The 22,035-nt window shown below is 57.1% G+C and carries 24 protein-coding genes; 14 read left to right on the top strand and 10 right to left on the bottom strand.

Going from position 1 to position 22,035, the window contains the following annotated elements; all coding sequences use genetic code 11:
* Positions 1-55: 55 nt before the first annotated feature.
* Positions 56-895, bottom strand: coding sequence for an IclR family transcriptional regulator (locus tag A6F49_RS05955; RefSeq protein WP_043057602.1), 840 nt, complete (start codon positions 893-895; stop codon positions 56-58).
* Between the two features lie 47 nt (positions 896-942).
* Between A6F49_RS05955 and A6F49_RS05950 the strand changes: the two genes are divergently transcribed.
* Together A6F49_RS05950 and A6F49_RS05945 are read left to right on the top strand one after the other, a co-directional pair.
* The gene (locus A6F49_RS05950; RefSeq protein WP_043057603.1) at positions 943-2,253 is read left to right on the top strand and encodes an MFS transporter; all 1,311 of its coding nucleotides are present in this window, start codon (positions 943-945) and stop codon (positions 2,251-2,253) included.
* Between the two features lie 195 nt (positions 2,254-2,448).
* A complete protein-coding gene (locus A6F49_RS05945) occupies positions 2,449-2,832 on the top strand; it encodes a DUF2267 domain-containing protein (protein WP_052504810.1) in 384 nt (127 codons plus the stop codon).
* A gap of 86 nt (positions 2,833-2,918) precedes the next feature.
* On the opposite strand, the gene A6F49_RS05940 is transcribed toward A6F49_RS05945, so the two are convergent.
* The 3 genes from A6F49_RS05940 to A6F49_RS05930 are packed head-to-tail and all read right to left on the bottom strand — an operon-like array spanning position 2,919 to position 5,442.
* Complete coding sequence (locus A6F49_RS05940; protein WP_043057604.1) at positions 2,919-4,088, bottom strand: acetyl-CoA C-acyltransferase; 1,170 nt, start codon at positions 4,086-4,088, stop codon at positions 2,919-2,921.
* Complete coding sequence (locus A6F49_RS05935; RefSeq protein WP_327019947.1) at positions 4,085-4,735, bottom strand: CoA transferase subunit B; 651 nt, start codon at positions 4,733-4,735, stop codon at positions 4,085-4,087. The genes A6F49_RS05940 and A6F49_RS05935 overlap by 4 nt, the downstream gene beginning before the upstream one ends.
* A complete protein-coding gene (locus tag A6F49_RS05930; RefSeq protein ID WP_043057606.1) occupies positions 4,732-5,442 on the bottom strand; it encodes a CoA transferase subunit A in 711 nt (236 codons plus the stop codon). The genes A6F49_RS05935 and A6F49_RS05930 overlap by 4 nt, the downstream gene beginning before the upstream one ends.
* 150 nt (positions 5,443-5,592) lie before the next feature.
* Between A6F49_RS05930 and A6F49_RS05925 the strand changes: the two genes are divergently transcribed.
* From A6F49_RS05925 to A6F49_RS05915, 3 genes are all read left to right on the top strand, one after another.
* On the top strand, positions 5,593-6,378 hold the full coding sequence (locus A6F49_RS05925; protein ID WP_043057607.1) for an IclR family transcriptional regulator: 786 nt from the start codon (positions 5,593-5,595) through the stop codon (positions 6,376-6,378).
* A gap of 69 nt (positions 6,379-6,447) precedes the next feature.
* A complete protein-coding gene (locus tag A6F49_RS05920; RefSeq protein ID WP_043057608.1) occupies positions 6,448-7,245 on the top strand; it encodes a carbon-nitrogen hydrolase family protein in 798 nt (265 codons plus the stop codon).
* A gap of 312 nt (positions 7,246-7,557) precedes the next feature.
* The gene (locus A6F49_RS05915) at positions 7,558-9,267 is read left to right on the top strand and encodes a sulfate adenylyltransferase (protein WP_043057609.1); all 1,710 of its coding nucleotides are present in this window, start codon (positions 7,558-7,560) and stop codon (positions 9,265-9,267) included.
* 72 nt (positions 9,268-9,339) lie between these two features.
* Here the strand turns inward: A6F49_RS05915 and A6F49_RS05910 are convergent, their stop codons facing one another.
* Both A6F49_RS05910 and A6F49_RS05905 read right to left on the bottom strand, forming a co-directional pair.
* A complete protein-coding gene (locus A6F49_RS05910) occupies positions 9,340-10,749 on the bottom strand; it encodes an NAD(P)-binding domain-containing protein (RefSeq protein ID WP_043057610.1) in 1,410 nt (469 codons plus the stop codon).
* 265 nt (positions 10,750-11,014) lie between these two features.
* The gene (locus A6F49_RS05905) at positions 11,015-11,326 is read right to left on the bottom strand and encodes a cupin domain-containing protein (RefSeq protein WP_043057611.1); all 312 of its coding nucleotides are present in this window, start codon (positions 11,324-11,326) and stop codon (positions 11,015-11,017) included.
* Positions 11,327-11,728: 402 nt separating this feature from the next.
* Here A6F49_RS05905 and A6F49_RS05900 point away from each other — a divergent pair, with 402 nt between their 5' ends.
* A complete protein-coding gene (locus tag A6F49_RS05900; protein WP_082911622.1) occupies positions 11,729-12,439 on the top strand; it encodes a DUF4956 domain-containing protein in 711 nt (236 codons plus the stop codon).
* A 3-nt stretch (positions 12,440-12,442) separates the two neighbouring features.
* On the top strand, positions 12,443-13,249 hold the full coding sequence (locus tag A6F49_RS05895) for a polyphosphate polymerase domain-containing protein (protein WP_082911621.1): 807 nt from the start codon (positions 12,443-12,445) through the stop codon (positions 13,247-13,249).
* Positions 13,250-13,353: 104 nt separating this feature from the next.
* Here the strand turns inward: A6F49_RS05895 and A6F49_RS05890 are convergent, their stop codons facing one another.
* From A6F49_RS05890 to A6F49_RS05875, 4 genes are read right to left on the bottom strand one after another with little or no spacing between them, the layout of a single operon-like run.
* Positions 13,354-14,028 (bottom strand): response regulator transcription factor, encoded by a 675-nt coding sequence (locus A6F49_RS05890; protein WP_043057612.1) that lies wholly within the window; start codon positions 14,026-14,028, stop codon positions 13,354-13,356.
* Complete coding sequence (locus tag A6F49_RS05885) at positions 14,021-15,550, bottom strand: sensor histidine kinase (protein ID WP_043057613.1); 1,530 nt, start codon at positions 15,548-15,550, stop codon at positions 14,021-14,023. Before A6F49_RS05885 ends, A6F49_RS05890 begins: the two co-directional genes overlap by 8 nt.
* Entirely contained in the window at positions 15,540-15,911 is a 372-nt protein-coding gene (locus tag A6F49_RS05880; protein ID WP_043057614.1) for a hypothetical protein, read from the bottom strand. Before A6F49_RS05880 ends, A6F49_RS05885 begins: the two co-directional genes overlap by 11 nt.
* 41 nt (positions 15,912-15,952) lie before the next feature.
* On the bottom strand, positions 15,953-16,462 hold the full coding sequence (locus A6F49_RS05875; RefSeq protein WP_043043972.1) for a TetR/AcrR family transcriptional regulator: 510 nt from the start codon (positions 16,460-16,462) through the stop codon (positions 15,953-15,955).
* Positions 16,463-16,598: 136 nt separating this feature from the next.
* On the opposite strand from A6F49_RS05875, the gene A6F49_RS05870 reads away from it, so the two are divergent.
* The 7 genes from A6F49_RS05870 (at position 16,599) to A6F49_RS05840 (ending at position 22,024) form a co-directional block, all read left to right on the top strand.
* On the top strand, positions 16,599-17,168 hold the full coding sequence (locus A6F49_RS05870) for a biotin transporter BioY (protein WP_043057615.1): 570 nt from the start codon (positions 16,599-16,601) through the stop codon (positions 17,166-17,168).
* Positions 17,143-18,216, top strand: coding sequence for an AMP-binding enzyme (locus tag A6F49_RS05865; protein WP_043057616.1), 1,074 nt, complete (start codon positions 17,143-17,145; stop codon positions 18,214-18,216). Before A6F49_RS05870 ends, A6F49_RS05865 begins: the two co-directional genes overlap by 26 nt.
* On the top strand, positions 18,213-19,253 hold the full coding sequence (locus tag A6F49_RS17680) for a thiolase family protein (protein ID WP_052504812.1): 1,041 nt from the start codon (positions 18,213-18,215) through the stop codon (positions 19,251-19,253). Before A6F49_RS05865 ends, A6F49_RS17680 begins: the two co-directional genes overlap by 4 nt.
* Entirely contained in the window at positions 19,250-19,918 is a 669-nt protein-coding gene (locus A6F49_RS05855; RefSeq protein ID WP_043057617.1) for an energy-coupling factor ABC transporter ATP-binding protein, read from the top strand. Before A6F49_RS17680 ends, A6F49_RS05855 begins: the two co-directional genes overlap by 4 nt.
* Position 19,919: 1 nt before the next feature.
* A complete protein-coding gene (locus A6F49_RS05850) occupies positions 19,920-20,513 on the top strand; it encodes an energy-coupling factor transporter transmembrane component T family protein (RefSeq protein WP_043057618.1) in 594 nt (197 codons plus the stop codon).
* Between the two features lie 141 nt (positions 20,514-20,654).
* Positions 20,655-21,407 carry a glucosamine-6-phosphate deaminase gene (locus A6F49_RS05845; protein WP_043057619.1) on the top strand — a complete coding sequence of 251 codons (753 nt, stop codon included), beginning with the start codon at positions 20,655-20,657 and terminating at the stop codon, positions 21,405-21,407.
* 188 nt (positions 21,408-21,595) lie between these two features.
* Entirely contained in the window at positions 21,596-22,024 is a 429-nt protein-coding gene (locus tag A6F49_RS05840; protein ID WP_043057620.1) for a hypothetical protein, read from the top strand.
* The last annotated feature ends 11 nt before the right edge of the window (positions 22,025-22,035 follow it).

The following is a 22,035-nucleotide window of genomic DNA, read 5'->3' as shown; positions in this document are numbered from 1 at the left end:
AGCGGGTCATCACCATAACGTGACAGATAATGGTTTCTGGTGGTCAGAAGAGTCTTTACCCGTGCGCGGAGAAGTCGAGGAGGGCTTCTTCGAGTTCAAGTTTGGTCTGTTGGATGCGACCAACTAATCCGGCATCGACTACCTTGCTGAAACGATGATGTGGAACCGACACGCTCAAGCCCGCTATGGCGGCGCCTTCTCCGTCGTGAATAGCTACGCCTAGAGCGCTGACGCCAGCTTCGGTGTCTTCGATGTTGGTGGCAAATCCTCGCGCTCGAATGATCGCCGCCTTGTTCAGCAGCTGATCTAATCGTGAGGTATCCAAGGTCCCATCTCGTTGGCGAAGATCCTTCTGAAAGATCCGTTGGATTTGCTCCCGTGTCAGCTGAGCCAAGATGGCTTTGCCGCCCGATGCTTTGTCAGCGGGCAAGACAACGCCGCGCCGGTCGCCAATGACACCAGGTTCTGAAATACTGTCGCCCACTACAGGTGCGGCGGGGGGTGGCACAGAACTGTATTCCACGGACAGCAAGAATCGCACGGCGTCGCCGGCTAACACCACCAAGTTTGAAGTCTCCTGTACTTGTTCAGTCAGTGTTTCTAAGTGAGGTCGGGCCCGGTGCCGCAATTCCGCCGTCCAGGACAAGCCAGCGGGAGTTAGGCCCATTGACGGCCCCGGCACATACCGGCGCGAGGCATCTTGTTCGGCGTATCCGCGATACACCAGCATTGCCATGAGTCGATGCGCAGTTGACGTTGATATGCCCAGCAGTTTCGCTGCGACGCTGATTCGTACTCGGCCAAAATCGCGCACCATTTCCAGAAGCGCCAGCGCGTGGTCCACCGACTCTACGGGATACTGTGGAGGCTTTCGGAAAGTTTGAGGTTTCTGCATGGCAGAACATTTTTGCACATCAGTGTTATCGCCGACACAATGTGACTATGACCTTGAATACACGACAGCGATCCAGCGCACAGCGCAGCACCGGTGATACCAAGCCCCCAATTTCGCGACGACAGGCCACTATGGCGGTTCTGGTGTGTTGGCTGCTGGTGGTGTTCGACGGCTATGACCTCATCGTCTATGGCACGGTCCAATCCTCTCTGCTTGCAGAACCTGGCTGGGGCCTCAGTGCTGCATCCTTGGGTACGGTCGGATCCATGGCTTTCATCGGCATGATGATCGGTGCCCTGTTTGCCGGTCGAATTGCAGATAGCCTAGGGCGACGTCGGACCATTCTGGCCTGTTCCATCACTTTCTCAGTCCTTACGATCGCCTGTGCCTTCGCCCCTAACGCCTGGGTCTTTGGCGCACTACGGCTGCTCGCTGGTATTGGTTTGGGTGGCCTCGTGCCATCGGCAAATGCGATGGTGGCAGAACTCGTACCACCCAAATGGCGCTCCTCGATCGCAACACTGATGATGTCTGGTGTGCCGATTGGTGGCTCGCTCGCCGCGCTGCTAGGCATCCCATTGATCCCAGCCTTTGGTTGGCCTGCCATGTTCTTGGTAGCCGCCGTAGCCCTCTTCGTCGTTGTACCACTGGGGTTCAAATATCTTCCGGAAACCCTCCCAAGCCATGAGACATCCCCAACTACCGATAATGTTGGCGGAACCGGGAACACGAAATCAGCCGCGACCGGATTTTCCTCGCTGCTTCGTGCCCCGTATTTGGGTATCTCGGTCGTCTTCGCTCTGATCACCTTGTTCACACTCTTTGCCTGGTACGGTCTAGGCACCTGGCTACCAAACCTCATGGAACGGGCCGGTTATGATCTGGGATCAGCACTGACCTTCGCGTTGTCACTGAACATAGGTGCCGTTGTTGGTTCAGCGGTCACCGCATGGGCTGGTGACCGCTGGGGCCCTGTTCCTGCAGGTGCTGCTGCAGCTGGATTGGCAGGAACCGCCCTGCTCGTACTGTTGTCCTCACCGCCAGTTTGGGTCGTCTACGTTGTGCTCGTGCTTGCCGGTGTGGGCACCCACGGGACACAGTGCCTCGTGATCGCAGCTGTCTCGAATTACTATCCAGATCACCTCCGTGGCACCGCACTGGGGTGGGCATTGGGTATTGGCCGTTTCGGTGCTGTCGCCGCCCCTCAGGTCGGAGGTCTGCTATTGGCTATGGGGTTGGGAACCAACGCAAACTTCTTGGCCTTTGCCCTTGCCGCACTATTGGCTGGGATCTTGCTGATGATGGTTGCTGTACACGCAGCACAACAGAAGCGCTTGGAACCTGTTCTCCGGCCATAGGTAACGGCAGCTGGTAATTTTCTGAGGATCTACGCAGAACTTTGCTCGACCCCTTGCGATCGTCCACTGATTTCTGCAGACAATAGAAGGACAAAGCACACCGATTCAATAACTCAATGCTCAAAGACGGTGTGGTGTCTGTCCACACAACCGCAGGGCGGGCACACTGCAGCAGTATTCCGAAAGGAGCACACTATGCAAATGACAGAGATGATTGATCTTGTCCAACAACGAGCAGACATAAACTCCACTCAGGCAGCCAATGACACGTTGCTTGCAGTTGCTGAGACGCTGGCCGAACGAGATATTGACGGCGCACAGGCGAATTTCGCCGCGCAGTTACCGCAAGAACTTAGTTCGGTGGTCAATATGGGTGACGCTAAAAACCAGGTGAAATTCGATGCGGAAGAGTTTGTCACCAGGGTTGGCAGCAGACTGGAGCTCAGCGAATCCCAAAGTCGGAAACGTACGCATGCTGCGCTGTCTGCCATGCTGGAAGGCGTTTCTGATGGTGAACGCACAGATATGCTCAATGCGCTTCCCACTGATTTCACGCCGTATGCCACGTGGAACGTCTAATGTGGCACAACGAAAGAAGTAGTGAGTAGCAAAAGCGCTGGTGACCCGCTCGGTCACCAGCGCTTTTCGTCCCTAGAGTGCTGGCTCTAGACGGCACGGAGGATGATGGCACTGCCTTGGCCGCCACCGCCGCAAATACCGGCCGCGCCGACGGATCCAGCGCCTGCTTCAGCCAGTTGACGTGCTAACGTTCCAACAATTCGGGTTCCCGAAGCACCGATCGGATGCCCCAGAGCGATCGCACCGCCACGCGGATTTACCAGGTCGAGGTCAATGCCCAGCTCCTTGGCCGATTGCAGCGAGACGGACGCAAAAGCTTCGTTAATTTCCACGACCTTCAACTCGGCAGTGTCATAACCGGCTTTCTCCAGTGCACAGCGGATCGCATTGGCCGGTTGCGAGTGCAGCTGCACATCTGGCCCGGCAACGAATGCCGTGGATTCAATCCGTGCCAGCGGCTTCAACCCCATGCGCTCGACAGCTGCCTCGGACACCACCACAACGGCTGCAGCGCCGTCGGTGATTTGCGAGGCATTGCCTGCGGTCACGGTGCCATCCGGGTTAAACGCCGGGCGCAGGTTGGCTAGCGATTCGGCGGTAGCATCACCACGCACTCCGTCGTCGTGTTCGATTACTGTTTCCCCGCGACGGGTCTTGACGGTGTAGGGTGCGATCTCGTCGGCGAGAAACGCTTGGTGGGCTGCCGCCCGCTGATGAGACTGTGCCGCGTAGGCGTCTTGGTCGCATCGGTTGAGTCCTAACTGAGTATTGCCCTGATCAGTCAGCGTGCCCATCGCGATGCGTTCGAACGCATCAGTGAGCCCATCATGATCAACGGTGTCTTGAAAATTTGCGGCCCCGTATTTGGTAGCCGAGCGTAGCGGAGCCACGTGCGGCGCCTGTGACATAGATTCTTGCCCGACGGCGACAACGACTTCCGCTTCGCCAGCGTTGATGAGTCGGTTGGCCTGCGAAATCGCCTCGGTACCCGATAGACACACCACATTGAGCGTCTGGGCGGGTTTGTTGAATCCAACTCCGGCACCCACTGCGGTCTGTCGCGCAGGGTTCTGCCCCGCTCCGGCCTGTAATACTTGGCCGGCAATCACCTGATCAACTTTGTCAGCGGAGATGCCCGCGCGTTCTAGCGCTGCGGACACTGCATGCGCACCGAGATCAACGGCTGTTTCGGTGGCCAACTGGCCGGTGAATTTGGTAAATGGGGTACGCGCGTATCCTGCAATATAGGCGGTCATGCGGCTACCTCCTCCAGCTCCACAGCAAAGTCAGCATCGGTAATCTCTCGCAGTTCATCCACCGTGTGCCCGGGAGCGATCCGACGCAGCACTAGTTGGTGATCAACGACGTCGAACACTGCCCGGTCGGTGATAATGCGGTCGACGACGCCTGCTCCAGTCAGCGGCAAGGTGCATTCGGTCACGATTTTCGGTGTGCCATCTTTGGCAACGTGGTCGGTCATGACCACCACGTGCGGAGTGCCCGCCACCAGATCCATGGCGCCACCCATGCCTTTCACGAGCTTGCCCGGGATTTGCCAGTTGGCCAGGTCGCCATTTGAAGCAACCTGCATGGCTCCCAAGATCGCAGTTTTGACGTGGCCGCCGCGGATCATCCCAAACGAGGTGGCCGAATCGAAGAAGCTGCCGCCCGGTTCGATCGTCACGGTCTGTTTGCCGGCATTAATCAGGTCGGCATCTTCTTCACCCTCATACGGGAAAGGTCCCATGCCGAGCAACCCATTTTCGGATTGCAATTTGACCGAGACGCCGTCAGGCAGATTATTTGCTACCAGGGTTGGCATCCCAATGCCAAGGTTGACGTACTGGCCATCGGTGAGTTCTGAGGCGGCAATCGCTGCCATTTCATCGCGGGTCCACATTATGATGCAACCTCCTGCAGGGAGCGGACGGTAACGTTTTCAATGTCCTTGACCGGATCAGCATCCACGAGCGCCTGGACGAAGATGCCCGGGGTATGGACCAGTTCTGGATCCATGAAATCGTCGAGCATGTGCTCGGCTTCGGCCAGCGTGAACTGACCCGACATTGCCGCCAGTGGATTGAAGTTCATGGAGGTCTTGCGATAACGCAGGTTGCCTTCTGTATCGGCTGTGTGCGCTTTGACCAGGGCGATATCAGCGCGGATACCTTTTTCCATAATGGCGCGCTGACCATTGAAGACTTGTTCTTCTTTACCCTGAGCAATTTCGGTGCCAACACCGGTCGCGGTAAAAAATGCCGGGATGCCGACGCCGCCGGCACGCAGTCGCTCGGCCAGTGTGCCCTGCGGCGAGAACTCAACTTCGAGCTCACCGGAGAGGTACTGTTGCGCAAACAGGCTGTTTTCTCCCACGTAGGATGCAATGACTTTGGAGACCTGCTGGTTTTCTAACAGGATCCCCAGACCCTTGCCGTCGACACCCATGTTGTTGGAAACGATGGTGAGATCTTTAGCCCCCGTGTCACGCAGTGCATGGATCAATCGTGTGGGGTTCCCGGAGAGCCCAAATCCACCGACGGCGATGGTCATTCCATCTTCTATGACTGAGGCCAGTGCCTCCAGCGCATCATCTTGGTACTTCAAGTGCATACTCTTTTCTCATCTGTCCACGATGTGGTGATTACTGAATCTGATAATGAACCTACTGATGCCCTTGCAAATGAACAAGTGTTCCCTATATTTTCGAGGGCAATTGCTCAGAAGGTGACAAGAGGCACACAAAGTGTCCATAATGTGGACATGGCGAAAAAAGGATCCGGTGTCCAAGTGCTGTCCCGCGCAGCAGCGTTATTGCGAGTGGTCTCTGGTGCTATGCCCAACGGCGTCACGACCTCGGATGCTGCCCGCCAGTCCGACATGGCACGGCCCACGGCACATCGCATACTGGACTCTTTGGCCGCTGAAGGTTTTTGCGACCAGGATGCCAAATCCGGCCGGTGGCTGTTGGGTCCAGAGCTCTTTTTATTGGGCAACATCGCCGGCGCCCGTTACGACGTCACGGAGACCGCGCAAAAACATGTGCACGCCCTGGCACAGCAAACCGAAGAGTCCGCATTCTTCTCCACTCTGCGCGGCAACGAGACGGTGTGTTTGGTCCGCGAGGACGGCGCATTCCCAATCCGGTCTTTCGTACTTTATGAGGGACGGCGATTTCCGCTCGGCGTCGCGTCTGCCGGCCTAGCAATCCTGGCGTTCATGCCGCAACGCCAGGTCGAAGACTACCTTGCTGAGCATGACCTGATCGCCGAGCATTCGGCCGCCCATAGCCCAGCGTCAATCCGTGAGCGCATTGCCGATGGCCGTCATAAGGGATATGTGACCAACCCAGGCCTGATTGTCGAAGGCAGCTGGGGGATAGCGGCTCCCGTTTTCGACGTCACGGGATTTCCTGCTGGAGCACTGAGTCTGACTGGTATTGAGCAACGATTCAAACAACCTCGTCGAGACGAAATAGGCAAGCTGCTGATGCACCACGCACATGAATTGTCACAGGCTCTCCAGCAGCAAGCGTGGAATCAACGGTGATGAGACCTTTTTCCACAGGACGTAGAGCGTTATTCTGCTAGCACGCTTCACTGGGGGAGAAGGAAACATATGAATCTTCATGCTGCAGTTATCCAATATGCTCCAACAACTGACAAAGACGAGAATCTTGAGCTCGTCAAACAACTCATAGGCAAAGCCGCCGACCAGGGCGCAGACCTGGCGGTGCTGCCAGAGTATGCCACCTATGCCAAACCGGATCTCGACGAGACGTATATTGAAAATGCCGAGGAGCTTGACGGCCGCACGGTCACCACCTTGCGGGCACTGAGCACCGAAAAGAATATTGTCATCATCGCAGGCATGAATGAGCCCAATGGCCAGGGGCGTGTGTTCAATACACTGGTTGGTGTCCAAGAGGGTGAACTCAAATCCACCTATCGCAAGTTGCACCTTTATGATGCTTTCGGGGCCCATGAATCCAAGTGGATCGAACCTGGTGCCATCGAAGAACCACAGCTCCTGGAAGTCAACGGTCTCAAGGTTGGCTTGCAAACCTGTTATGACCTGCGCTTTCCGGAAGTCTCTCGGGTGTTGGTTGATGCTGGGGCAGACGTATTGGCGCTTCCCGCTGCCTGGGTTCCAGGACCGCTAAAAGAAAACCATTGGACGACATTGCTGCGTGCTCGTGCCATCGAGAACACGGTCTATGTGGTAGCCGCCGGTCAGTCCGCGCCAACCGGTGTTGGTCATAGCTCAATCATCGATCCGATGGGCAACACGATTGCCATGATTGGCGATGACGTCGGTATTGCGCGAGCAGACCTTAGCCCAGAACGCATAGCAAACGTCCGGACAATAAACCCCGCACTGACCGGACGACGCTTCACTGTCCAACCGAAAGTCTAATATTCAGGCCCCAATCATGGACTCCGTCGCAGATTCGAATAAATCTCGCCCCGGCGGTGACAAATCGTCGTCGTGAGAACAGCACTTCCCGCAGTGGGGTATGGGCAGTTCCCTTTTGTAGCACCTCACAGTAGCATCCGATACATGTGCGCTCGTGATGAGGGTCACAGTCGATTGGGTGTCTGCTTGCAACGTCGAGCAGCGGCATCGTTCATGCTCCTCCACTCATAGCGCTGAAGAGTTTTTTAGCAAAAGGATGTCCCCATCGGCTTGCCGAGCCTGGATGGAACTCCAAGTGAAGAACGGGAAGCAATGGTAGAGCAACCACTGGTACTGGATCAAGAAAAATTCGCGACGTATCCACAGCAGCCCCACGGTGGCAAGCTCGTGGACCGCGTGGCAACAGGCGAGGCACGAAAACAAGGACTTGAAACAGCTCAAAGCGTACCGAAGATCATGGTGGATCTTGAAGCCGCCATTACTTTAGAACTGATTGCTACCGGCGTCCTCTCGCCCAACGAAGGTTTCATGAATGAGCAAGAATACCTTTCATGTTTAGAAACCGGGCGCATGACGAATGGCTTGCCTTGGCCAGTTCCCTTGAGCTTTGCGCCAATCGGGGAGCGTAATAGCGACGTCGTAAAATCCCTGTCCGTCGGTGAGGACGTCGTTTTGGTCGACGAAGACCATAAACCTATTGCTCTGCTGCACCTGGACGATATCTTCTCCTACGACAGGGCCCACCGTGCGAAACATATTTTCGGCACCACGGATCGCAAGCACCCAGGTGTCGATGCGATCTATCGGCGCATGGGGGATACTGCACTGGCCGGGAAAATCACGTTGCTGAATCGACCTGACTGGGGACCGTTTGAAGGCATGCGGATGGAGCCCAAAGAAACCTGGCAGCTTTTCTATGAAGAGCAAAAGTACACCAGTGTGGCAGGATTCGTGACCGGGGCAAACCCAATGCACCGCGGCCATGAGTACATGCAAAAGAACCTCTTAGAAGAAGTTGATGCACTGCTGTTGTTGCCGTTGGTAGAAATGGCGAAGCGTGAATATACCCGCCATGAGTTCCGGATGTTGGCGTATCGAAGCGTGCTGGATGAATATTATCCATCAGATCGAACCATCATGTTTCCGCTGCGGGTGACCTATGTTTTTGCTGGGCCTCGCGAAGCAGTACTCCACGCGCTCATTTTGAAAAATCTTGGGTGTACTCACAAGATCGTTGGTCGTGATTATGCAGGCGTGGGGGATTACTACGAGCTTTATGAAAGTCAAAGTATCTTTGATGAGTTCACACCAGAAGAGTTGGGCATTGATATTCGCTTCTTCAACGAGGTGTTTTACTGCGTACGCTGTGCTCAGCCCACGACCTTGAAAACCTGCGCACACGATGACAGCACACGGATCTACATTTCAGGCTCGGGAATTCGTGAGCTGTTGCGCCACGGTTTCATGCCTCCCGAAGAGATTGCTCGCCCAGAATCGGGGCGCATCGGCATCCAAGGAGTCCAGCCGAAAGGCCTCAATGACGACGGCGAATCGGTCAAGCCAGCTGGCAAATTGATTCAGACCATGTTCCCGTACTATCTCACCTACAAGGGCATTGGTGGCCGTCGACGTGAAAAACCGTTGAATCCCGATGACCTAACAAGAGAAGATATCGAAGCCATCATGCTCGACATCCACGAAAACGCTGGACTCATTTATAAACAGACCGCTGAAGAGTATGCTCGAACCGCAGATATCAATCGCGTCAGACAGCCAGCCTGGGTGGAAAAAGCTCACGCTGACGTGCTGAAAGAACAAGAACTGGTTATCCGAACCTTGGAAGAAAAAGTCGCCAATGCGTCCGCTGAAGCCTCTGATGAGTTCATGTATCAGGACCGCCATGAGGCACAAAACGAGTTAGATATCGCCAAGAAGATTCTCACAGAAGCTGGCGAACCCATCACCCAAGACAAAACAGCACACCGGGTGTGGAATATCGCGCCCTACGATCTCTATTACTAAGCCGCGACTCGTAGCAAAGAGCTCAGCCTCCAACACATCATTGGTTGGAGGCTGAGCTCTACTCGTCAGTGCTTAGTTTGCTCTGATAGATTCGGTGACGTCTTCGTCGTCGAGCATCTTTGCTATCTCGTCTTTTTCAGGTTGTGACAGGTAACGCTGCAACGAGTCGTCCAATTCGCGCATCCATGGGGTGTGGTGCCGTGCCGACATCGTTCCGGTCATAACTGAGCGGTATTGCTTATCGCGGTAGGTAAGCACGTTTTCGGCTTTATCGCGCTGCCACGCTATGAAAATCTCTACTACTGAGTCGAGATCGAACATTGGGTAGTCGCTGTTTTCGATCAGATCTCGAATGTAGTCGGCTTGGAAACGAACTTCGTCATCGACACAGGACAATTCGCTGAAGCGTTTCGACCACGATTCGATATGTGCTGCACGGTCTTGCACAGATGGTAGGGCTGTGCGGCCAAGGATCAGATCGCGAACATACCAGGCTTGGGCATCAAACATATTGAAGGTAAACCACTGGTCTTGTGCGCCCAGATAATACAGCTTCGGATTTTCTTGCCAGACGACGCCGCGGTAGAGCCCGCTAGGGTACACGTTGTTTGGTGAGTCGATAGCCAGCTGACTTGGTAAGAATGGGTATTTATGGATGTAGCCAGTGCACATGACGATCGAATCAAATTCACGGACTTCACCGTTGATAAAGTGCACGCTATTGCCTTCAATGCGCTGGACCAGAGGCAGTTCTTCCATCCCTTGCGGCCAGTCGTGGCCAAGGGCTTTGGACCGGTAGCTCAGCGTGACACTGCGCGCGCCCATCTTATACGCCTGGACGCCGATATCTTCGGCCGAGTATGACGAGCCGATCATCAGCACGCGTTTGTCCGCCAACATTTCGGCACCCCGGAAATCGTGTGCGTGTTCTACCGAGCCCGGGAAGGTTTCGATGCCCTCAAAACTTGGGACGTTCGGGTAGGCGAAGTGACCGGTGGCTACGATGACTCGGTCGAATTCCGATGATGAGGTGGTGCGAGTTTTGAGATCTTCTACCGTGACGGTGAAGGTATCAGTGGCCTCGTTATATTGCACCCAGCGCGCTGCGGTTGCAAATTGCACCTTGTCTCTGGCATTACTGGAGCGAAGACGTCCGTCAATATAATCCCACAGCACTTCGCGTGGCGGGTATGAGGAGATGGGACGCCCGAAGTGCTTATCAAACGTATATTCTGCGAACTCGAGAGCCTCTTTTGGAGCGTTCGACCAGAGGTTACGGTACATCGAGGAGTGCACCGGCTCACCGTATTGATCGATACCAGTGCGCCACGAGTAATTCCACTGCCCTCCCCAATCATCTTGCTTCTCATAGCAAACGATTTCAGGGATAGCTGCCCCGGCTCGTTCTGCCGACTCAAAGGCTCTCAATGCCGCCAGACCGCTCGGGCCGGCGCCGATAATCGCAATACGCTGTTTTTGCACAGTGTCCTTTCGTTAACCTATGCATGCCGGTCAGGCGGTGGAAGCAAATCAAGCGCTTTTTGCGTAGCCTCTACACCCCACGAAATCCGTGGTAACAGGGTGGCACCGTTCTCCTGGGAACGGGCAGATAATGACCCTGCGGAATGCCTTGTCTAGACATGCTCAACAGGGTCATTGTATCGAATTCTCGACTTTTATACTTAAAACCTCTCAATCGGCGTGTTGATAATGGTCCCGTGAAGTCGCTTGCATGACAGTTGAGCTCCTATAACGTTGCTTGGCCGCCTGCGAATGTGAAACGGATGCCCTTGGGCATGATGTGGATGGCCTTGAACATAGGGTCTGGGATAATCTCATGCCACACTTCAGCGGGAATCACGATGCTTTGACCGGCTATGAGTTGTGGTTTGGTGTCCGAAAATTCCACAATAAGTTGGCCCTCGGTGACCACCAAAACGGATTCTTCAGATGCTTTATGTCGAGGCCACTGGACGCCCTCAGAAGCCTCCATTTGTTTGGTGTCGAATATTGCGCCCTCTTCTAATGCAGTGACTTGTGGTCGCGGAGTGGAGATCATAGCGATGCTGCCTTTCGGTTTTTCCCTGTGGGTGCTTGTGCCCAAGTGTCGCATATAAGGTGCGGAATCTTGCAGCCTGCTGGGGCCGAAGTGTAGCGCTCTATGACGTGGTGTACGAGAGTGGGAGATATGGTGCAGCCTCTTCAGCATTGTTGTGACAGGCGCAGATGAAGGACCAAACGATATATTGCAGCTTTTTATCAGGAGGTTTTCATGGAGCAACGAGAGAAAGTTGTTGCAGCACTTCTCCAGGGCTTAAGGTACTACAGCATATGGGATGTCTAGGCTCAGCCCAATAGCGACTGATAAATGAGAAACTTCTCATCGTCTTCTTCTTTTCGTTTCATAAACACTTCCTAGGGTGAATAGGAAATGAAGAGCAAATGAAAAGGAGACATCAGCATGATGGCATTGTGGATTGGCCTGGTAGCCAATATCGCCGGGATGGCAATCCTGGTTTATCTCGTCTATTTCCGTCGCCACTTCCGGCGGGACCTTGCGCTTGCCTATATCGCGTTAAGTATGGGCATTTTTGCCGTCACGCTGCTGCTCTCGGAATCCGAAGCCGGTCTGGGGCTTGGTCTTGGATTGTTCGGCATTCTGTCGATCATCCGCCTACGCTCTGACACTCTCACCCAGGAAGAGGTGGCCTACTACTTCATCTCGCTTGCGATTGGACTGATCAACGGACTGCATCCAGATCCGGCATGGGTTTCGCCATTGATTACCGCGTTTTTGGTTGGTGTCATGTTTATTGCTGACCACCACTGGATCGGAGCGAAAACCGAAAGACAGATGGTCACCTTGGATCGGGCATACCCATCCCAGCAAGAACGCGTGGCAGCACTGGAAGAGCTGCTGGATGCCAAAATCTTGCGCACCGTCGTCATGGAATTGGACATGGTCCGCGACATGACCATTGTGGACGTTCGCTATCGCACTAATGAATCTGTCGGGACCTTGCCCGGCGATAAGATCCTGGAACGCATCAAGAACCGCAAAGAACCCCTGGATCAGCAGCAAACTATCGCGCTGCAAGAACCGATCGGTGCGCAGCAGCGCACATCATCTGGGTTTGCGAACCGACTCGTCAATGCGATCACGGGTCGATAGTCCATGCAGGAAACCAACCAGAAACAACGCTTCAGTCAAGCCCGTATTGCCATGGAGTGCGCGGTTGATGGTCGGTCAGGGATTTCCCTGGCCGACGTCGTGGAAAACGCGGCTCTGCAGACCCGGGTGGATAAAAAATTCTTATTGACTCCCGAACAATTTCGCCGGTTTACCAATCGGCTGGGTCCGGAATTTTCGGTCATGCAGATCAATGGGCTGCGCACTTTCCAATACCGTTCCACATACTTCGACACCCCAGACTTTGAACAGTATGTCGCTCACCGCCAAGGGCGTCGTCGGCGGTATAAAGTGCGTTCGCGAACGTATGTGGAATCCGAACTGTGCATGTTCGAGATCAAGACGAAAGGCTTGCGCGGGGCGACGGTCAAGCATCGTCGCGAGCAGCCGATAGCCGATGCTCACGTGCTGACGCCGGAAAACTTGGAATTTGCAGCCCAGGTGCTCGCCGAAGAATATGGGCACAAGATGCCAAAATTGGTTCCGGCATTGCGCAATGCGTATCGGCGTGCGACACTGGTGGATCCGGTGGATGGGGAGCGCGTGACCTGCGACGTGGATTTGCGTTACGCCGATGCTGATGGTGTGGTGCATGGTCCGGACATGGTGATCGTGGAGACCAAGACTGCTCATGGGCGGGGTATTTCCGATGCCGCGCTGGCGGAGTTGAATATTCGTCCGGTGAGTATGTCGAAGTACTGTCTTGGGGTGGCAACACTGAACCCTCAGTTGCCAGCGAATAAGTGGTCGCGGCTGTTGAGTCGGCTCAACTGGGAGCGCACGGCTGCATAGCACTTGCCAATATGGCCCGCTGATGGGAATTTCTGCGGATATTTTCTCATCAGCGGGCCCTGTGCTTTTTAGATATCTCCGAGTGGAGGTCCTGTTGGCTGGGTTTAGTTGCCTGGTTGGGAGGCGAGGCGGTAGCCGATGCCGCGGACGGTTTCGAAGCGCGCGGCGCCAAGTTTATTGCGCAGGTATCTCACATAGACGTCGACGACGTTGGAGCCGGGATCAAAGTCGTAGCCCCACACGCGGGATAACAGCTGCTCGCGGGAGAGCGCTTGCCCAGGATGGCGGAGAAACGTTTCGGCGAGCTCAAATTCTCTGGTCGACAGATCGATTTCTACGCCGTTGACCTTGGCAACCCGACGCAGCAGATCGAGTTCCAGCCCGTTGTGCGACAGGATGGAGACTTCAGCTTCTTGGGGCTCGGCGCGCAGGCGCAGTTGTACGCGTGCCAACAGCTCATCGAAGTGAAACGGTTTGGCCATGTAATCATCCGCGCCGGACTGCAGCCCGGCAATCGTGTCGTCCAGCGTATTGCGGGCGGTGAGAATAATGACGGGAATGTCGAGACCAACGGAACGAATGTAGTTCAACACGCTGTACCCATCGGCATCGGGCAGGCCCAGGTCAAGAATGACCAGGTCGAAGGTGGCGCTGACAGCTTGGGCGCGACCTTCGGCGGCTGTGGCGGCGGTTTGGGTGGTAAATCCTGCGGCTTTGAGCCCCTTGGAGAGAAACGAGCTGATGCGCGGTTCATCTTCAATGATGAGGATTCTATTCACCGATACCGTGCTCCTGATCGCTAAAACGGGGCGGTTCCAGTGTACCTGTCGTAGTGGTCAGTGCGGGCGATTGTGTGTCATTTTCCAAGGGGATGGTCAAGATGAAGATCGAGCCCTGACCGGGTGCGGATTCCACGTGCACACTGCCGCCGTGGGCCAGCGCGATGGCCTCAACAATGTTGAGCCCCAGGCCAGAGCCTTGGGCCCGTTGGCCATTGCCGCCACGCCCGAAGCGTTTGAAAATAGTTTGTTGGTCTTCTGGGCTGATGCCGATGCCGGCGTCAGCGACCCACAGGCACAGCTCGGTATCGCCGGCAATACTCAGACGAATCGTGCTGCCCAGCTCGATTGGGCTGCCAGGTCCCGAGAATTTCACCGCATTGGCGCACAGTTGTAGCATGGCTTGGGTCAAACGTGGGCCGTCGATGTTGACGTCGCCGTTGGCATTAGCTTTCAGCGACCAGTCACGGTCACCCAGCGCTGCGGCTTTGGCTGTGATGTCGTGCATCAGGGCGGCGATATCGGTGGGTTTGGTGGCAATAAAGTCCGTGGAATTGGACTGCGCCAGTGTGACCAGGTCATTGACCAGCAGCGACATGCGGTGCAGCTCATCAATGGCGATGTCTTTGGTTTGACGGACATCCACCGGATCGGTGTCGTCCATGACTTCGAGGTGCCCGCGAATAATGGTGATCGGGGTGCGCAGTTCGTGGCCGACGTCATCGAGCAACTGCTTTTGTTGTTCCAACGACAGCTGCAACCGATCGAGCATGTGGTTGATGGTTTCGGTCAGCTCGGCGAATTCGTCGTGACCGCGGGCCTGGATGCGCGAGTCGAGGTCTTGTTCGGAGATGCGCTGGGCGTTTTCTTGCAGGTCACGAACCGGTTGCAGCATCCGGCCCAGCAACAACCAGGCGACCACGCCACCGATGAGCATAGCCCCGGCTCCGGCGGCAGTGAAGATGAATAGCGACATGCGCAGTTCGTGCAGTTCGGCTTCGACGTCGAAGGCGGTGAGGAACACGGCGGGGGCTTCGTCTTCGGCGAGTTGTACCGGCACGACGGCCGAACGGTAGCGGGTGACGTCGGTTTCTAATGAGGTCAGATACACGGATTCCGGGGTGAGCTGGGAGGCCCATTGGACAAACTGGGAGTCGTTTTCCAGGCGCATCGTGACGTTGGTTGGTGCACTCCAAACGATTTCGCCGTCTTGCATGGCCAGCATGCTCTGGGTGTCGGTGATGTGGTTATACTGCATCGCCGTGTACATCAGATCGGCAGCCCGGGTGAAGTGCTGCTGGGTGTCCGGGTCGATGCCGGTGTCGGCCAGTACCCGGAATTCTTCGACGTCGCGGGTCAGGGTGTCATCTAGGGTGGATTCCAGATTCTGGCGCTCCAGCACGTAGTTGACGGTTCCGGTGATCAGCAGGGTCAGTCCGGCCAGCAGGATCATGCCGATGAGCAGTCGAGCCCGAACCGACAAGCGACTGCCGGCAGCACGCTGGGACTCGTTAGTCGTCATCGTCGTCCCAGTCGTCATCGTCGTCGTCATCGTCCCAATCGTCGTCCCAATCATCGTCATCGTCGTCCCAGTCGTCGTCATCCCAGTCATCGTCGTAATCTTCGACGATCACCGGGGGAGCGGGCACGACGGGCTGACTCTCGGGCGCGGAGGTTTCGGTGGGCTCGGCAGACGTTTCCGAGGGCTCAAGCTCCGGGGTTTCTGACTCAGTTGGCACCGGTTCGTGCGTGTTGAAGACGACCGGGCCCAGATCGAGGTCTTCGGGCCCACTCATGATGGGTTGGATGGCAAAGGCTGCGGTGACGATGGCAACCAATCCAACTGCAACCCATGCGAGCCGGGTGAGTATCAGACGTGACATGGTTCTAGTATGAGGGTTCTAGATGAGACGAAGATGAGAAGTTAGTCCCCGATCAGCAGGTCCAGGGCCTGGCGGAACGTGGTGGTTGTCGTTGGTGCGACGTCGATGCCCAGTGCTTGGGCCTGCATGCGCTGCTGGTTTAAGGTCGCGTGCCCGATGAGCAATGACATGATCGCATCGGTGGTGACAGTATTGGGCGAGACCTCGTCGATAACCTCGCGCATGCGCGTCCCACCGGTGCCCAGCGCCAGTACGGAAGCGGTCAGTTCTGCGGCGTCACGGGTATCGAGCAGCTTGGCATAGAGCAGTTCGGCACGGCCGATCAGATCGGCGCGCCAATTGTCGGTGGGCGGTGCAACATTCAGGTCGGTGAGCAATTGGTCGACCATGGCACCGAGCAACGATTGCTTGTCCTTGACGTGCCAGTAGAGTGCGGAGACGGCGACGTCGAATTCCTTGGCGACCCGGCGCATGGAAACATCAGCCAGCCCGTGGTCGGCCAACAGGCGCAGCCCGACGCGGCTGAGTTCATCGCGAGTAATCATAGACATTGGGGTCCATCATAGTCGGCCGGTGGATTATTGGTGGTGGGTATGGCGTTTCACGATGTAGCGGTCACGACAGTTTCACGCTAAACTGAACACCGTTCAGTGAACAGTGTTCAACAGTTTTGAAAAAGGAGTGCTGATGTCGGCAAGAGATATAGCCCGCATCGCGGTATTTGCAGCCCTGACCGCAGGGCTGGGCCTGATTGGCGCCATCACCGTGGGTGGGGCAGTGCCCATAACCCTGCAGACCCTGGGCGTGATGCTGGCCGGGGCCGTGCTGGGTCCGTGGCGCGGTGCCGCATCCATGGGGTTACTGTTGCTCGGGGTTGCAGTTGGGCTGCCGCTGTTGGCCGGTGGCCGCGGGGGTATCGGGGTGTTTATGTCACCCACGGCCGGCTATCTGATCGGGTGGGTGGTTGCCCCAATCGTCATCGGCCTGATCGTTGGGTCCCGTCCGGTGTGGTGGCGCGTAGCGCTGGGTTCGATTGTCGGCGGCATCCTGGTGGTCTATCTCTTCGGAATTCCGGTGCAAGCCTGGTTGACCGAGCTGAGCATCGGTGAAACCATCATCACCTCGATGGTCTTCCTGCCAGGTGACCTGACCAAAGTCGTGATCGCCACCCTGGTGACGATGGGGCTCTACCGCGCCTATCCGCGAGCCTTCGTCAGAGAAACGGCCAAGCATGCCCCGGAACCTGTCGCTAGTTAACACGCCGCACTCGATCGACGCCTTGGCACAGGCGCTGCAGGTGCGTGCCGACGGCGGGGTGCCGCTGATCGTGGACCCCAGAGCTCCGCTCGACAATAAGCTCAACGTCTCGCTACCGGATGCAGCGGCCTGGGCGGTGCTCACCTCAGGGACCACCGGTGCCCCAAAGATCGTAGTGCGCACCGCCGAGAGTTGGCAGGTGGCCTTTGAGCCGCTGGACACACAACTGGGACTACGCCCCGGTGACGGGCTGTGGATGCCGGTACATCAGGTGTCATCGATGGCACTGTTCTCGGCAGCTTGGGCCCAGGAATCGCAACTGGCGTTGGTCATTCCTGCAGCTGATGATCCCGGACTGGACCGTGCGGTGGCAGCACACGTGACACCGCAGTGGTTGGCACACCTGGTGCAGCTGTTGGAAGCCGGCACCCCGTCGACCATTGACAGCGTGTTGGTGGGCGGGGATCGTCTGCCTGCGGAGCTTACCAAACGCGCCCAAGGGCTCGGGCTGCGCGTGGTGCCCTACGTGGGTGCCTCCGAACTGAGCCTTGTCGCCTGGGATACCGGCAACGGCATGCGCCCATTTCCGGGTGTCGTAACACGCATCGTGGACGGCCAGCTGTGGGTCGCCAGCCAACAAATTGCTCTTGATGTCATCGGCGGCACGCTGCGCACCGAGGCCATTGACGGCGTGGCCTGGGCAACGGTTGGCGACCGCGTCAACCAAACCCACGGCGTCTTAGATTTTCTGGGCCGGGGTGACGAGACAATCCTAACCGCAGGAGCCACCGTCGTCCCCGGCGACGTCGAACGCACCATCACCGCGCACCCGCAGGTTGAGGCCTGTCTGGTGCTGGGCCAACCCGATGCGGTGCTCGGCCAACGCGTCGTCGCCTGGTTTGAAGGCACTCCCGAGATCTGGCAGTTGCGTCACTGGGTGCGCTCGCGGCTGCCCAAAGCGGCTCGGCCGGTGCAATGGCATCGCGTGGAGGCCCTGCCGCGCACGGCTTCAGGTAAGATTCGGCGAGTAGCCCCGGAGGTATTATGACCCGCATTATTGTCACTGCAGGTGCCCGGACCGCAATCACCGGCTGGCACCGAGGCCAATCCGATATGACCGACGACCAACTCGCCGCCACCGCCCTGTCCGCCATGCCGGGCCAACCGGATCTGGTGATGCTGGGCAACACGGTGGGACCCGGCGGCAACGTGGCCCGCATTGCCACGCTTGGCACCGGCTGGGAAACCACCGGTGCGGTGACCTTGAATGCCCAATGTGGTTCCAGCCTGCTGGCCGTCGGACAAGCCGCCGCCCACGCCAAGATGACCGGCCAAACCGTGGTCGCCGGTGGCACCGAATCCCCCTCGACCGCCTGGCCCGATGGCCAACGCACCCAGGCGGCCTTCGCCCCGCAGGGCTTCCCCGACCCGGATATGACCTACGCGGCCGACCAACTGGCCGTCGATTACGGCATCACCCGTGCGGCCCAGGAGGACTATGCGGTCACCAGTCACCGCCGCGCACTGGCCAACTGGTCAGAATTTCTGGTCGGAGGCCGTGACGACGACGGTCCCCGCGATGTGCGCAAACTCGTGGGCCGCCTGAAAACCGTCACCGATCACCCCAATGCCACCGTCACCGCGCTGACAGCAGCACGCATTGTGGATGCCGCCGCCGCAGTCCAGCTGGCACCCGAATCAGAGGCTGATCATCTCGGCGTGGAAATCATCGACTACCGCCTGGTCGGTGCCGATCCCGCCCTGCCCGGCATCGCAGCAGTCCCCGCAATCGAAGCCGTACTCGCCGCCCACCGCCTGAACATCAGCGATATTGGCGTGGTCGATATCGTTGAAGCCTACGCCGCGCAGGTCATCGCCGTCTGCCAACGCCTCGGCCTGGACCCCAGCACCGTCAATCAACACGGCGGCGCCCTGGCCCACGGCCACCCCTGGGCCGCATCCGGCGTCATCGCCTTACTCACCACCATTCAACAACTACGCACCGCCCCAGCCGGAACCTACGGACTGACCGCCGCCGCCATAGCCGGTGGCATGGGAGTCGCCGTGCTGGTCAGGAACCTATGATCACCCTTGAAAACGTGACCGTCACGGTCAAACCCGACGACGCCGTCCTGCTAGACAACGTCTCCGCCACGCTGAATGCGCCAACCACGGCGATCATTGGCGAAAATGGTTCGGGTAAATCCACCCTGGCCAAAGTGCTCGCCGGGCTGCTCGACTACACCGGATCGGCCAAAATCCAGGACATTGAAGTCGCCACCGGCCGCAAACAACTGGCCCGCCGCGTGGGCATGATCATTGCCAATGCCGCAGCCCAGGTCATCATGCCCTCGGTTGCTGAAGACATCGAACTCTCCCTGCGGCACCTACCCAAAGACCAACGCCAGGCCACCCTGGACGCCGTATTAGCCGAGCACGATCTGACCGAATTGGCTGACCGGCCCGCCCTGTCGCTGTCCTCCGGCCAACTCCAGCGCCTCGCACTGGCCTCGGTGTTAGCCACCCGCCCGGATGTGCTGATCGCCGATGAACCCACCACCATGCTGGACGCCCGCTACGCCAAACTCGTGGGCGAGCAACTCTTTGCCTCGAGTAACCGCCAACTCATCCTGATCACCCACGATCTCCAGCTGGCCGCCAAATGCCAGGACATCATCTGGATCCACGACGCCGCCATCGCCCACCGCGGCCCAGATGCCATCTGCGCCTACCTGGAACACATCGGCTAATATGCTCTCGCTGTACTATCCCACCTGGTCGTTCATCCACCGGACCCCCACCGGACTCAAACTCGCAGTGCTGGCCATCGGCTCAGCCGCCCTGTTCTTTCTGCCCGACTCCTACTGGTCCATCCTGGTGGTCGCTGTCCCACTGCTGGGCTACCTGCTCGCCCGCCTGCCACTGCGCATCATGGTCACCGACGTGTTGCGCATGGCATTTCTGCTCGTCTTTTTGCTCATCACACAGCTGATCTTCAACGAACCCGAAGTCGCCGCAACCGTGATCGCCCGGCTCACCACGATCATCCTGGGCGCCCAACTGTTCACCCGCACCACCAAGATCAAACACCTGGTCGCCTCGGTAGAAAAACTCATGACGCCGTTCAAACCCTTAGGCGCCAATCCCTACAAGATTGCCCTGGCGGTGGCACTCATGCTCTCCGCCCTGGGTCAGATCATGGGGTTTATCCGTCAGGTTCGTGACGCACAGCGCGCTCGCGGTGTAAAGCTTGCCCCCTGGGCGTGGGTGGTCCCGGTGCTGGTGCTGTCGTTGAAACACGCCGACGATATGGCAGATGCCCTAGTCGTTCGCGGACTGGACTGATTTCCGTGCCCCAAATGTAGCCGTAGGCACCGGTAGCCAGTGTAAAGTGAAAAAATCGGCACGCAGGTGATCAACCAGTGCGGAAACACCGTTGATCACCGATACACTTAATGCCTAAAACAATCCGAACGGGGATAACGCATGGTAAAAGTAAAAATTCTGCCCGATAAAGAGAACGCCTCCGAAGAGGTCGCTCAGATGATGCACGATCTGATCGTGGAAAAACCAAACGCGGTCATCGGCGTCGCCACCGGTTCCACACCAGAACTGGCCTACGATTTGCTGGCAGAAAAAATCAAAGAAAACAACACCGATGTTTCCCAGCTGCAGTTCTTTGCATTGGACGAATACATCGCCCTGCCATGGGACCACCCCGAGTCGTACCACGCCGTCATCAACCGCACCGTGACCGTTCCACTGGGTGTGGATCCATCTCAGGTACACGTACCTGAGGCTCCAGATGACGCAACCGAAGGCCCAGTACGCTACTACGACGAACAAATTGAAGCAGCCGGCGGCATCGACCTCCAGCTACTTGGCATCGGACGCAACGGCCACATTGGGTTCAACGAGCCCGGTACACCATTCGAATCGCCAACCCACGTTGGACGGCTCACCGAGATGACCCGCCAAGACAACTCACGATTTTTTGACAGCGTCGACGAAGTTCCACCCTTGGCCGTCACCCAGGGCATCGGGACCATTCTGAAATCACGCAAAGCCATTCTGATGGCCTTCGGTGAAGCAAAAGCAGATGCGATTCGTGACTCGTTGGCTGAGCCGCCTGCTGAAGAACGCCCAGGTTCCGGACTGCAACTGCACAGCGATTGCGTGTTCTATCTGGATGAAGCAGCCGCCGCCAAGGTCGACTGCGAACCACTGAAAGTGGACTAGCACCGGTCAACTGTGAACAACAAGACGCCGTTGGATATGAATTCTCGATGAACTGTCAGCGACAGTTATAAAAACCCGCTTGATATCATCTTCAACAAATTTTGGTTCCTAGTGAAATATCGGTAGCGTGGGGCGGGGCCTTGCCCAGCCCCACGCTCAGATCACTCACCCTGAAGGAACCATTTTTTATGCGTATTCGTCGTCACCTTGCCCTAGCATCCGTCGCTACGGCAGGCATTTTAGGACTCACTGCTTGTGGCGGCAACGCACTGGCAAACTCTTGTGAAGACTATTGGGAATTTGATCAGGACCATGCCGGGGCCATCGGTGAAGCGATGCAACTCGTCGGATCCGGTGAATCCTATGACGCCGATGCTGTACGTGCCATGATTGACGATGCCACCAACGACTTCAACGCACTGATCGATAGTTCCCAAGACGACACGTTTGTCGAAGAAGCCTCCAAGACCCTGCCAATGTTCGACATGGTCAACACCCTGGCAGATCCAGACGTGTCGATCGAAGAAAAAACAGAACTGATGGGCTCATCCGGTCTCAACGAGGTCATGGAAGCCGAACGCAACCTCATCGAGATCTGTGAAGCCGAAATCAACTAAGCACGGGACTT

Origin of the sequence: Enteractinococcus helveticum, from assembly GCF_001657475.1 — a bacterium.
GTDB classification, from domain to species: domain Bacteria; phylum Actinomycetota; class Actinomycetes; order Actinomycetales; family Micrococcaceae; genus Yaniella; species Yaniella helvetica.
The sequence above is the reverse complement of the archived record's forward strand: the minus strand, read 5'-3'. Positions and strand labels throughout refer to the sequence as shown.